11 protein-coding genes are annotated in these 12424 nt (G+C 69.3%); 7 read left to right on the top strand and 4 right to left on the bottom strand.

Features of this window, described 5'->3' with window-relative positions; genetic code table 11:
• Positions 1-3: 3 nt before the first annotated feature.
• Together V5F48_RS06060 and V5F48_RS06065 are read right to left on the bottom strand one after the other, a co-directional pair.
• Positions 4-756, bottom strand: a complete 753-nt coding sequence (locus V5F48_RS06060; protein WP_394257964.1) for an SDR family oxidoreductase — start codon at positions 754-756, stop codon at positions 4-6.
• Entirely contained in the window at positions 753-1514 is a 762-nt protein-coding gene (locus V5F48_RS06065; RefSeq protein WP_394257965.1) for a TerC family protein, read from the bottom strand. Before V5F48_RS06065 ends, V5F48_RS06060 begins: the two co-directional genes overlap by 4 nt.
• Positions 1515-1777: 263 nt before the next feature.
• On the opposite strand from V5F48_RS06065, the gene V5F48_RS06070 reads away from it, so the two are divergent.
• Positions 1778-3001: a UbiH/UbiF family hydroxylase gene (locus tag V5F48_RS06070; protein WP_394257966.1), complete on the top strand. Its 1224-nt coding sequence runs from the start codon at positions 1778-1780 to the stop codon at positions 2999-3001.
• 11 nt (positions 3002-3012) lie between these two features.
• On the opposite strand, the gene V5F48_RS06075 is transcribed toward V5F48_RS06070, so the two are convergent.
• Positions 3013-3969, bottom strand: a complete 957-nt coding sequence (locus V5F48_RS06075; protein WP_394257967.1) for an AEC family transporter — start codon at positions 3967-3969, stop codon at positions 3013-3015.
• Positions 3970-4336: 367 nt separating this feature from the next.
• Here V5F48_RS06075 and V5F48_RS06080 point away from each other — a divergent pair, with 367 nt between their 5' ends.
• The 6 genes from V5F48_RS06080 (at position 4337) to era (ending at position 10590) form a co-directional block, all read left to right on the top strand.
• Positions 4337-6565, top strand: a complete 2229-nt coding sequence (locus V5F48_RS06080) for a RelA/SpoT family protein (RefSeq protein ID WP_394257968.1) — start codon at positions 4337-4339, stop codon at positions 6563-6565.
• Between the two features lie 58 nt (positions 6566-6623).
• A complete protein-coding gene (locus V5F48_RS06085; RefSeq protein ID WP_394257969.1) occupies positions 6624-7397 on the top strand; it encodes a pyridoxine 5'-phosphate synthase in 774 nt (257 codons plus the stop codon).
• On the top strand, positions 7394-7801 hold the full coding sequence (gene acpS / locus V5F48_RS06090) for a holo-ACP synthase (protein WP_394109893.1): 408 nt from the start codon (positions 7394-7396) through the stop codon (positions 7799-7801). The genes V5F48_RS06085 and acpS overlap by 4 nt, the downstream gene beginning before the upstream one ends.
• A gap of 166 nt (positions 7802-7967) precedes the next feature.
• Positions 7968-8720 (top strand): signal peptidase I, encoded by a 753-nt coding sequence (gene lepB, locus V5F48_RS06095; RefSeq protein WP_394109894.1) that lies wholly within the window; start codon positions 7968-7970, stop codon positions 8718-8720.
• A gap of 5 nt (positions 8721-8725) precedes the next feature.
• Positions 8726-9427: a ribonuclease III gene (rnc, locus tag V5F48_RS06100; protein ID WP_394257970.1), complete on the top strand. Its 702-nt coding sequence runs from the start codon at positions 8726-8728 to the stop codon at positions 9425-9427.
• Positions 9427-10590 (top strand): GTPase Era, encoded by a 1164-nt coding sequence (gene era / locus V5F48_RS06105; protein WP_394257971.1) that lies wholly within the window; start codon positions 9427-9429, stop codon positions 10588-10590. Before rnc ends, era begins: the two co-directional genes overlap by 1 nt.
• Positions 10591-10623: 33 nt before the next feature.
• On the opposite strand, the gene V5F48_RS06110 is transcribed toward era, so the two are convergent.
• Positions 10624-12420, bottom strand: a complete 1797-nt coding sequence (locus V5F48_RS06110) for a chloride channel protein (RefSeq protein ID WP_394257972.1) — start codon at positions 12418-12420, stop codon at positions 10624-10626.
• Positions 12421-12424: the final 4 nt, after the last annotated feature.

The following is a 12424-nucleotide window of genomic DNA, read 5'->3' on the forward strand; positions in this document are numbered from 1 at the left end:
CCCTCAGCGCCCGCCGGAGACCTTCAGGAGGGCGCCGGTGGTGTAGCTCGCCGCATCCGAAAGCAGGTGCAGGACGGCGTCGGCCACCTCCTCGGCGGTTCCGGCCCGGCCCATGGGCGTGGTCGGCACCAGCCGGTCCAGCCGGCCGGCGACGCCGCTGGTGTCGTGGATGTCGGTGGCGATGAGGCCCGGCGCCACTGCGTTCACCCGGATGCCCTCGCGGGCCAGCTCGCGGCTGAGGCCAATGGTGAAGCTGTCGATGGCGCCCTTGCTCGCGGCGTACCAGACATACTCGCCGGGCGAGCCCAGCGTCGCCGCCATGGAGGAGATGTTGACGATGGCGCCGCCCTTGCCCCCGCGCGCCGTGGACATGCGCCTGACCGCCGCCTGGGCCACCAGCAGCGCGCCGGTGACGTTGAGGTCGATGACGCGGGCGATCTCGGCGGGATCGGCATCGGCGAAGGGTGAGGCGCGGCCGGTGATGCCGGCGTTGTTGATGAGATGGGTCACCGGGCCGAGGCGGGCATCGCTCTCGCCGAACAGGTGGGCGATGTCGGCGGCAACCGCCATGTCGCCCTTGATCACCGCCACTTCGGCGCCGTGGGCGCGCGCGGCGGCGGCGGTGGCCTCGGCGGCGGCGGCATCGCTGGTGTAGTTGAGCGCGATCTTCCCATAGCCCGCCTGGGCGGCCTTGATCACGCAGGCGGCGCCGATGCCCCGGCTGCCGCCTGTCACCACGAGGACCTTGCCTGTCATTGTTCCCCCTCCGCGTGCCGCGCCGCGATCCGCCGCCGGCGCCGGCCGGAGGCGGCGACGTTCAGCATCTCCACCATCACCGAGAAGGCCATGGCCGCATAGATGTAGCCCTTCGGGACGTGCGCGCCGAAGCCGTCGGCCACCAGCGTGACGCCGATGAGCACCAGGAAGGCTAGCGCCAGCATCTTGGTGGTGGGATGGGCGGCGATGAAGGCGGAGAGCGGGCCGGAGGCGGCGAACATGATGGACACGGCGATGATCACCGCCAGCACCATGATGGCGAGATGCTCCGCCATGCCGATGGCGGTGAGGATCGAGTCCACCGAGAACACGAGGTCGAGCAGGATCACCTGCGCCACCACCGCCATGAAGGCGCGCTGCGCGTGAGCGGCCGGGCCGTCGCAGGCTTCCGGCTCGTCCTCGCCCTCCAGCGCGCCGTGCATTTCCTGGGTGGCCTTGGCAATGAGGAAGGCGCCGCCGGCCATCAGGATGATGTCGCGCCAGGAGAAGCCATGGCCGAAGGCGGTGAACAGGTTTTGCTGCAGGCCGATGAGCCAGGTGAGCGCGAACAGCAGCGCGATGCGCAGGATCAGTGCCGCGGAAAGCCCCACCTGCCGTGCCCGGAGCGCCTGGGCCGCGGGCAGCTTCTGCACCACGAGGGAGATGAACACCACGTTGTCGATGCCGAGGATGATCTCCATGGCGGTGAGCGTCACGAGGGCCGCCCAGGCCTCCGGTGACGAAATCCAGTCGAGCATCCGATCCCCCAGCATCGATTCCGCGCCAGAATGGGGAAACCCGCGCGCACCGCAAGATGTCCTGTCGTGATCTCTGCGCAAAAAGGCGCCGCGGGTGCCGATGGGGCAACACGCCGCGCCGCTGGAGCGTGACGGATCATACGCCGAAGCCTTGCGGCGTGGCATCTTGACGGCCTGACTCGGGGCCGGGCGGCCTTTTCTCTGCCCCATGCGGGAACTAGTGTGCGACACGCCGGTGACACGGCGGCGGCGGGGAGGCTGCGATGGCGCAAGAGGACATCCACGACGGGGACATCCACGACGGCGACATCCACAGTGACCATGTTCATGAGGTCGTCGTGGTGGGCGCCGGTCCGGCCGGGCTTGCCACGGCCCTCGGGCTGGCCGCACGGGGGGTGCCCACGGCTCTCGTCACCGGCCCCGATCGCGGGGCCGACCACCGCACCACGGCGCTGCTGGAAGGCTCGGTGCGCATCCTGGAGGATTTCGGCCTGTGGGCGGAGCTGGAGCCCCGTTCCGCGCCGCTGCGCGACATGCGCATCGCCGATGCCACCCGCCGGCTGGTGCGGGCACCGGAAGTGACGTTCCGCGCCGCGGAAATCGGCCTTCCCGCCTTCGGCTACAACATCGAGAACGACGCCCTGCGCAACGGCCTGCTCGCCAAGGCCATGCAGCGGCCCAACCTCTTTATCGCGCGCACCGCGCTGGAGCGCATCGATTTTGCGCCCGACGCCCTCACCCTGCATCTTGCCGACGGCACGCGCCTGCGTGCCCGCCTGGTGGTGGGGGCGGACGGACGCCAGTCACGGGTGCGGGCGGCGGCGGGCATCTCCATGCGCACCCGGGCCTATCCGCAGGTGGCCTTCACCGCCACCGTGCGCCACACCCGCTCGCACGAGGACACCTCCACCGAATTCCACACCGAGAGCGGCCCCTTCACCCTGGTGCCGCTGACGGGGGATCGCTCGTCCATCGTCTGCGTGGTCACGGAGCGGGAGGCGATCCGCCTGCTCGGCCTCGACGACATGGCGCTGGCCCGGGAACTGGAGACGCGGGCCTCGTCCGTGCTCGGCCGGTTCGAGATGGAGGGCGGCCGCGGCGCCTTCCCGCTGGCGGCGGAGACGGCGGAGCGCCTGGTGGCGGACCGCATCGCCCTCATCAGCGAGGCGGCCCACATCATGCCGCCCATCGGCGCGCAGGGCCTCAATCTCGGCCTGCGCGACGCGGGGGCGCTGGTGGCCTTCGTGGCGGACGCCTTCGCCGGGGGCGAGGACGTGGGCGGGGAGGCCCTGCTGTCGCGCTATGCGGCGGCGCGCCAGCGCGACGTGTTCGGCCGCATGCGGGCGGTGGACCTGCTCAACCGCTCGCTGCTGTCCGACCTGCTGCCGATCCAGGGCGTGCGCGGCTTCGGCCTCTATCTGCTCGACCGGGTCGGCCCCCTGCGCCGCACCCTCATGCGGCTCGGCATCGGCGACAAGGCGGCCTGAGGCCCGCAGGCTCAGAACAGACTGAGCGGGATGAGGTGCCCGCGCAGCAGGAAGAGCATGCCCGTCACCGTCACCACCGAGAACAGGGTGCCGAGGAGGACGGCGGCGGACGCCTCCTCCATGAACACATGGTACTGCCGCGCCAGCACGAACACGTTCAGCGCCGGCGGCAGCGCCGCCATCAGCAGCAGCGTCTCGCTCCAGACCTGCGAGAAGGGTCCGAACAGGCTCAGCGACACCAGCGCGATCACCGGGTGCAGCACCAGCTTCAACACCAGCAGCGGCCCCAGCTCCACCGGCACGCGCTTCAGCGGCCTAAGCGCCACGGTGACGCCGAGCGCGAACAGTGCGCAGGGCGCGGCGGCATTGCGCAGGAAATCCAGCATGCGCGACAGGGGCTCCGGCTCGCGGAACTCCAGCGCCGCCGCCGCGACCCCCAGCATGGTTGCGATGTTGAAGGGGTGGGTGAGCACCCTCTTGGCGATAAGGCCCAGCGTGTGGAGCAGGCTCTCGCCCCGTCCGCGCATGCTCATCAGCAGCGGCACGATGGTGAAGAACAGCAGGCTGTCGCAGGCGAAGATCAGCGCCGCCGGCGTTGCCGCCGCCTGCCCGAGGGCGGCCAGCGTCAGGCCCGGCCCCATGTAGCCCACATTGGCATAGGCGCCGATGGTGATGGCGATGGCGGCCTCGCCCACATGCCCGCGCCGGAAATACAGGCCGATGGCCAGCGCGATGAGCGCGGTGGTCGCGGTGGACGCCACCACCGCGAGGATGAAGGCGGGATTGGCCAGCTCGTGGATCGGCGTCTGCGCGACGATGCGGTAGAACAGCGCCGGCAGCGCCACATAGATGACGAAGAAGGTCAGCCAGGCGAGCCCGCTCTCCGGCAGCCGGACCCGCCAGCCGCAGAAATAGCCAAGGAAGATCAATCCGAAGAAGGGAAAGGCGAGGCCGAACAGGTCGCTCATGGCGGCGCGCTCATGGGTGCGGGCTCATTGGTGCGTGCTTTTGGGGCTGGCGCATTGCAGGGCAGGGGGGGCGGAAGCGTCTGGGGCGGGCGGCGCCTGTGGCGCGTTGCCTCATCCATAATCGGCGGGCGCGCGGATGAAAAGCGGTAGCCGCGCGCGGTCATCGTCACGCGCTGGTGCCCCGGCCCCCGCCATCAGCCCCGGCTTGCGCGAGGGTCAACGCCGTCGTCCTGCAGCGTTTTCCCGCCAAGAAGTGCAACGTGCGCCTTGCGCGTGGCCCCCCTCGGCATGATATCAAGACTCAAACTAGGATGGGGCGGGCGCGCTGAACCTGCCCCGCCCGTGCTGCGACGGATCGTTCCCGGCCATGATGCGCCAATACGAACTCGTCGAGCGCGTTCGACGGTATAATCCCAACACCGACGAGGCGCTGCTCGACCGCGCCTATGTGTATGCCATGCGCGCGCACGGCAGCCAGCTGCGCGCGTCCGGCGACCCCTATTTCTCCCACCCCCTCGAAGTCGCGGCGATCCTCACCGATCTCAAGCTCGACGATGCCACCATCGTCGCGGCGCTGCTGCACGACACCATCGAGGATACCAGCGCCACCAAGTCCGAGATCGAGCGCCTGTTCGGCATGCAGATCGCGACGCTGGTGGAGGGCCTCACCAAGATCAAGAAGCTGGATCTCGTCTCCAAGCAGGCCAAGCAGGCGGAGAACCTGCGCAAGCTGCTGCTGGCCATCGCCGACGACGTGCGGGTGCTCCTGGTCAAGCTCGCCGACCGCCTCCACAACATGCGCACCCTGAAATGGGTGCCGCCGGAGAAGCGCGATCGCGTGGCGCAGGAGACGCTGGACATCTACGCGCCGCTCGCCGCCCGCATGGGCATGCAGGACATGCGCGAGGAACTGGAGGACCTCTCGTTCCGCCAGCTCTCGCCGGAGGCCTATCAATCCATCGCCGTGCGCGTGTCCGAGCTGCGCCAGGGCAACGGCGCGGTGGTGCAGGAGATCGAGCGCGAGCTGAAGGACGAGCTGGCGCGGCGTGGCATCACGGTGGAGGTGAAGGGGCGCGAGAAGCGGCCTTATTCCATCTGGGGCAAGATGGAGCGCAAGGCCATCGGCTTCGAGCAATTGTCTGACCTCTACGGCTTCCGCGTCATCGTCGGCTCGGTGGAGGACTGCTATCGCGCGCTGGGGGTGATCCACACCAAGTGGGCCATCGTGCCCGGCCGCTTCAAGGATTACATCTCAACCCCCAAGCCCAACGACTACCGCTCGCTCCACACCACTGTGGTCGGTCCGCGGCGGCAGCGGGTCGAGATGCAGATCCGCACCCGGGACATGGAAGAGATCGCCGAATACGGCATCGCCGCCCACGCCCTCTACAAGGATGCGTCCGGGGCGCCGGGGGACATGCTCTCCTATGAGAGCCGCGCCTATGCCTGGCTGCGCAAGACCATCGAGAACCTGTCCCAGGGCCTCTCGCCCGAGGAGTTCCTGGAGCACACCAAGCTTGAGCTGTTCCACGACCAGGTGTTCTGCTTCACCCCCAAGGGCCGGCTGATCGCCCTGCCGCGCAAGGCGACGCCCATCGATTTCGCCTATGCGGTGCACACCGACGTGGGCAATACGGCGGTGGGCTGCAAGATCAACGGCTCCATCGCGCCTCTGGTGTCGGAGCTGAAGAACGGCGACGAGGTGGAGATCATTACCTCCAAGGCGCAGACGCCGCCGGGCGCGTGGGAGACCATCGCGGTGACGGGCAAGGCGCGCGCCGCCGTGCGCCGGGCCACCCGGACCGCCGTGCGCGCCCAATATGCCGGGCTCGGCCGCAAGATCGCCGAGCGGGCCTTCGCCAAGGCGGGCAAGGTGTTTTCGGAAGACGCCGTGGCCAAGGGGACGCCGCGCCTTGCCCGTACCGTCGCCGAGGATGTGTTCGCCGCCGTGGGCCGGGGCGAGATCAAGACCGATGACCTCATCCGCGCGGTCTATCCCGACTGGGCGCCGCCGCGCGCAGAGGATCGCACCGACCAGCAGGTGAACGGGGAAGGCTGGTTCGAGCTGAAGCGCGGCCACAACCTCAAGTTCAAGATCCCCGCGGGCGCCAAGCCCCGCGAAGGGACGGACATCGGGCGCCTCGACGCCATTCCCATCCGCGGCATCAACGGCGAGCTCCCGGTGCGGTTCGCGCCGGAGGGGGGCGCGGTGCCGGGCGATCGCATCGTCGGCATCCTGACGCCGGGGGAGGGGATCACCATCTACCCGATCCAGTCGCCGTCCCTGCAGAGTTTCGAGGATGCGCCCGAGCGCTGGCTCGACGTGCGCTGGGACGTGGACGAATTGTCGGACGGCCGCTTCCCCGCCCGCATCATCGTGACCGCCCGCAATACGCCCGGATCGCTGGCCCAGGTGGCGAGCGCCATCGGCGACCGCGGCGGCAATATCGACGGCCTCCAGATGCGCGCCCGCTCGGCCGACTTCCACGAGATGGTCATCGATATCGAGGTTTTCGACCTGAGGCACCTCAACACCATCATGGCGGACCTGAAGGCCCGCGAGGTGGTCGCCCAGGTGGAGCGTGTGAACGGCTGACCGTGCCGGCACACGGGCAACCGGCTATAAGCCCGCGACGGAGCAGGGAGCAGGGAGAATGGCGGTGTCGAAGCCGGTGCGGCTTGGAGTGAACGTGGATCATGTGGCGACGGTGCGCAACGCGCGCGGCGGCGCCCTTCCGGACCCGGTGCGCGCCGCCGCCCTCGCCAAGGCCGCCGGCGCCCACGGCATCACCGCCCATCTGCGGGAAGACCGCCGCCATATCCGCGACGCCGACATGGCGCGGTTGAAGGCCGAGGTCGACCTGCCCCTCAATTTCGAGATGGCGGCCACCGAAGAGATGGTGGCCATCGCCTGCCGCGTCCGCCCCAACGCCTGCTGCCTCGTGCCCGAGCGGCGGGAGGAGCGCACCACCGAAGGCGGGCTCGACGCGAGCGGCCAGCGCGCCGAGCTTGCCCCCCGCATCGCGCGGCTGAAGGCGGCGGGCATCCGCGTCTCGCTGTTCATCGCGGCGGACCCGGCCCAGATCGCGGCGGCGGCCGAGCTCAACGCCGACATCGTGGAACTGCACACCGGCGCCTGGTGCGACGCCTGCGCGGAAGGCCGGCACGCGGAAGCCGAGGCCGAGTTCACGCGGCTGAAGGCCGGGGCGCGGCAGGCGGCGGATCTGGGCCTGGAGGTCCATGCCGGCCACGGCCTCGACTACGACACCGCCGAGCGCATCGCCGCCTTCCCGGAGATCGTGGAACTGAACATCGGCCACTTTCTCATCGGCGAAGCCATTTTTGTGGGGCTCGACGCGGCCATCGCGCGCATGCGGGCGGCCATTGCGGCGGGGCGGGCGGCCATGGGGGACGGCGCGGCGGCATGATCATCGGCATCGGCTCGGATTTTTCGGACGCCCGGCGCATCGCCCGCTCCATCGAGCGGTTCGGCGACCGCTTCCTCGACCGGGTCTTCACCCCCGAGGAACGGGCCAAGGCGGATCGGCGCAAGCGGCGGGCCGAGACCTATGCCAAGCGCTTCGCCGCCAAGGAAGCCTGCTCCAAGGCCCTGGGCACCGGGCTCAGCCACGGCGTGTTCTGGCGCGACATGGGGGTTGTGAACCTGCCGTCCGGCCAGCCTACCCTGGTGCTCACCGGCGGCGCCGCCCGGCGCCTCGCCGCGCTGGTGCCGCAGGGCTATGAGCCGCACATCCACCTCTCCCTCACCGACGAAGGGCCGCTGACGGCGGCCTATGTGATCATATCGGCGGTACCCAAGACAGGCATCTAACCCGTCGACAGGTGCCTGTACGTGCGTTGCCGGGAGCCGACGAAGCCTCTATAGGGGCCATCACGCCACCTTGGCCCTGTGGACACAGACGCTGATCCGGCGTCTGTCCTCAGTTTCGGCGCAGTTTCCACTACCCTGCGCCCCATCCGGGATTTTTGGACACCAGATGACCGCGACCAGCGACTCCAAGAAGGACGGCGGTTTCCTCGAAACCGTCCGCGTGATCGTTCATGCGCTGCTGATTGCGCTGGTGATCCGGACCTTGCTGTTCCAGCCTTTCAACATCCCGTCCGGGTCCATGAAGGATACGCTGCTGATCGGCGACTACCTCTTCGTCTCCAAGTACAGCTACGGCTATTCGCGCTTCTCGATTCCCTTCTCGCCCAACCTGTTCTCCGGCCGCATCTTCGGCGCGGAGCCCACGCGCGGCGACGTGGTGGTGTTCAAGCTGCCGCGCGACAACGAGACGGATTACATCAAGCGCGTCATCGGCATGCCCGGCGACAAGATCCAGATGATCGGCGGCCTGCTGCACATCAACGGCACCCCGGTGCAGCGCGAGCGGCTTCCCGACGTGGCCGAGGATGACGGGGCCGGCCGCAAGGTGCCGGTGAAGCGCTGGCGCGAGACCCTGCCCAACGGCGTCTCCTTCGAGACCCTCGATCTTGTCGATAATGGCTTCTATGATAACACGCCGGTCTATGAAGTTCCGCTGGGCCACTACTTCATGATGGGCGATAATCGCGATAATTCGGCAGATAGCCGCGTGTTGAGCCAGGTCGGCTATGTGCCCTTCGAGAACCTCATCGGCAAGGCGCAGGTGATCTTCTTCTCGATCGACGAGGGTGCATCCGCGTGGCAGGTTTGGACGTGGCCTTGGACGGTGCGATGGGATCGGCTGTTCTCTCGGGTACATTGAACGCAGTGGGCTCTGACCTCGCGTCCGTAGAGGAGCGGATCGGCTATCGCTTCCGCGACCCGTCGGTGCTTGAGCTTGCGCTCTCCCACATCAGCGCCGTGAAGGGCGAGGCCCCGCGGCTGCGCTCCTATCAGCGCATGGAATTCCTGGGCGACCACGTGCTCGGCTCCGTGGTGTCGCACATGCTTTATCTCGCCTTCCCGGAAGGGGAGGAGGGAGACCTCTCGCGCCGGCTCGCCGAGCTGGTGCGCGAGGAGGCCTGCGCCGAGGTGGCGCAGGACATGGATCTTGGCCCCTTCATCCGCCTCGGTCCCGGCGAGAGCCAGTCCGGCGCGCACAAGCGGCGGGCGATCCTTGCCGACGTCGCGGAAAGCGTGGTGGCGGCCGTGTTCCTCGACGGCGGCTATGAGGCGGCCCACCAGGTGGTGGAGCGCTTCTGGCGCCCCCGGCTGGAAACGCCGCGCCGGCCCCTGCGCGATGCCAAGACGGTGTTGCAGGAGTGGGCGCAGGCCCGTGGCCTGCCGCCGCCCTCCTATCGCGAGGTGATCCGTTCCGGTCCCGATCATGCCCCCTGCTTCACGGTGGCGGTGGATCTTCCGGGCCTCAAGTCGGAACAGGCGGACGGGGCCTCCAAGCAGAATGCGCAGAAGGCGGCAGCCGCCGCTTTCCTCGTCCGTGAGGGCGTGTGGAAAAAGGACGAGTCGTGATGGCACCGGCAGGGAAGGGGCCCAAAACCCCCAAGGATATGCTGGGCGAGAACGGCCCGGATGAGAGCGGCCCCGGCAACGGGGCTCCGGCCCGGGGCGACCTGAGCGCGGCCGAAGGCGCGCCGCAGGACGAGCTTCCTGAGGGCGATCTGCTGGACGGCCCCCTGTCCGATGATGACCTGTCCGATGATGATTTGGACGACGAGGACGACGATTTCGACGCGGAGCACGACGCCGCGCCGCGCATCCTGCCGCCCCTTGAGGGGCCGACCCGCTGCGGCTTCGTCGCGCTTTTGGGCGCGCCCAATGCGGGCAAGTCCACGTTGACCAATCAGCTGGTGGGCACCAAGGTGTCCATCGTCTCCCACAAGGTGCAGACCACCCGTGCCATCGTGCGCGGCATCGCGCTGGACGGCGCGGCCCAGCTGGTGCTGGTGGACACCCCCGGCATCTTCTCGCCCAAGCGCCGGCTGGAGCGCGCCATGGTTTCCAGCGCCTGGACCCATGCCGCCGACGCGGACGTGATCGCGCTGCTGGTGGACGCCAAGCGCGGCCTGGACGAGGACATCGAGGCGCTGCTCGCCCCGCTCTCGCAGATCCGCAAGCCGCGCGCGCTGATTCTCAACAAGATCGACATCATCCGCCGCGACACGCTCCTGGCCCTCGCCGCCCAGATCAACGAGAAGCTGGCGTTCGACCGGGTGTTCATGGTCTCCGCCCTGACCGGGGACGGGGTCGCCGACGTGCGCCGCTGGTTCGCCGAGCAGGTGCCGCTGAGCCCCTGGCTCTATCCGGAAGATCAGGTGTCCGATGCGCCCATGCGCATGCTGGCGGCGGAAATCACCCGGGAAAAGATGTTCCTGCGCCTCCATGACGAGCTGCCCTACCGCTCCACGGTGGAAACCGAAAGCTGGAAGGAACTGCGCAACGGCTCCGTGCGCATCGAGCAGACCATCTATGTGGAGCGCGAAAGCCAGCGCAAGATCGTGCTGGGTAAGGGCGGCAACACGATCAAGACCATCTCCTCGGAATCCCGCGCGGAGATCGCCGGGATCATCGAGCAGAAGGTGCACCTCTTCCTGTTCGTGAAGGTGCGCGAGAGCTGGGCCGACGACCCCGAGCGCTACCGCGAGATGGGGCTGGAATTTCCCAGAGGGGGCTGACGACAGCCTTCTCGTTCTCCTGCCGCTGCCGCTTCACGCCTCCGCGCCAAGGCCCTGCCGGGCCTTGTCCAGTTCCTCGGTGTAGCGTCTCAGCACGTGGGCCTCGCCCAAGAGGCCCACCAGGCGGCGGGTGGCGCGGTCGTCCACCACGGCGAGGTCCTCGGCCCGGGCGGCGTCGAAGGCCAGCGCCGCCTCCTTCACATTCATGGCCGGCAGCAGCATGGCGTCGCGCTGGGTGGCGAGCCTTGCGGCGGCTTCCGCGGGATCGCGCTCCGCCGCATGGGCCTCCGCCACCCGCACCAGCCCGGCATAGGCGCCCGCCCCGTCCACCAGCACCACCATCCGTCGCGCGCCCAGCGGGAAGGCCGCGCGCAGGGCGCCGATGGTGCCGTGCTCGGGGAAGGTGGCCATGTCGGTGCGCATCATGCGGGCGACGGTGAGTTCGCGCATCCAGCCCACGTCCTGCGCGCTGCGGATGCTCTCGCCGCGCAGATGGAACCGCCAGGTGGAGAAGGAATAGCCGAAGGTCTCCCGCACCGCGAGGGAGGTCACCACCGCCGCCGCCAGCACATAGCCGGACAGGGCGAGGTCCTGCGTCATCTCCAGCACCAGGAAGGTCATGGTGAGGGGGCCGCCGATGATGCCCACCGCCAGCGCCCCCATGCCGGCCACCGCGCAGATCACCGGATCGAGCTGGAGCGCGGGCCACACCACGGCGAGCGCGCCGCCGTACAGCTTGCCCATGAGCGCCCCGAGGAACAGGGACGCGAAGAACAGGCCGCCGCGGAAACCGGAGCCGATGGACAGGGCCGAGGCGAGGATCTTCAGGCCGAAGATGATCGCCACCGAGAGCACCACCGGGCTGTCCACCTGCAGGTGCAGCGCGCCATGGCCGTCGGACAGCACCTGCGGGCTGTAGAGCGCCAGGGCTCCGACGCAAAGGCCCGCCACCGCCGGCCGCAGCGGCGCGGGGATGCGGCTTTTGCCGAACAGGGTCTCCACGCCGGTGACCAGACGCATGATGAGGATGGCGACGCCCGCCGCCAGCAGCCCGAGCAGCGCGATGGGCAGGATGTCGAGGGGCTGGAGCACCACATCGGGCGGGATGTTCAGCGGCTCCACATGGACCCCGAGCAGCCGCGCCACCATCACCGCCGAGACCGTTGCCGCCAGCACCGGGGCGGCGGCGGGAATGGAATAGCTGCCGATGATGATCTCGAAACCGTAGAAGGCGCCCATGAGCGGGGCATCAAAGGCCGCGCCGATGCCCGCCGCCGCGCCCGCGCCCACCAGGATGCGCAGGTCGTTGCGTCGCAGCTGGAAGGCCCGGCCGAGGCGCGAGGCAATGCCGGCGCCGATCTGCGAATAACCCGCCTCCAGCCCCAGGGAGGCGCCGAAACCGTTGGAGACCATGGTCTGCGCCGCGACGATGATGCTGTCGGTCAGCGACATGCGCCCGCCATGCAGCGCATTGGCCTCGATGGGGTCCACGACGCTGCGCGGGCGCCAGCGCTTCAGGGCGAGGGCGATGAGCCCCATGGCCAGACCGCCCGCCGCCGGCACCAGGACGAGCCAGGGCGAGGACAAGGCCGGCGCGGCGCTGAGCCGGTCGCCGGGGGCGAGCTGGAACAGCACCTCGTGCATCCACTGGGTGGTTCGGCTCATGGCACTGGCCGCGAGCCCGGCGAGGATGCCCATCACCGCCGCGATCACCACCAGCGCGGCTTCCCGCGCGCGCACGCCGGCCCGGGCGATGGCGATGAGGCGGCCGAGGGCGGAGGCCGGCGCTGCGCCAACCACCGGTGCGGGATCAGCGGGCGGAGCGGTCATCGGC

The organism is Xanthobacter autotrophicus ATCC 700552 (genome assembly GCF_043194565.1).
Taxonomy (GTDB): Bacteria; Pseudomonadota; Alphaproteobacteria; order Rhizobiales; family Xanthobacteraceae; genus Xanthobacter; species Xanthobacter autotrophicus_F.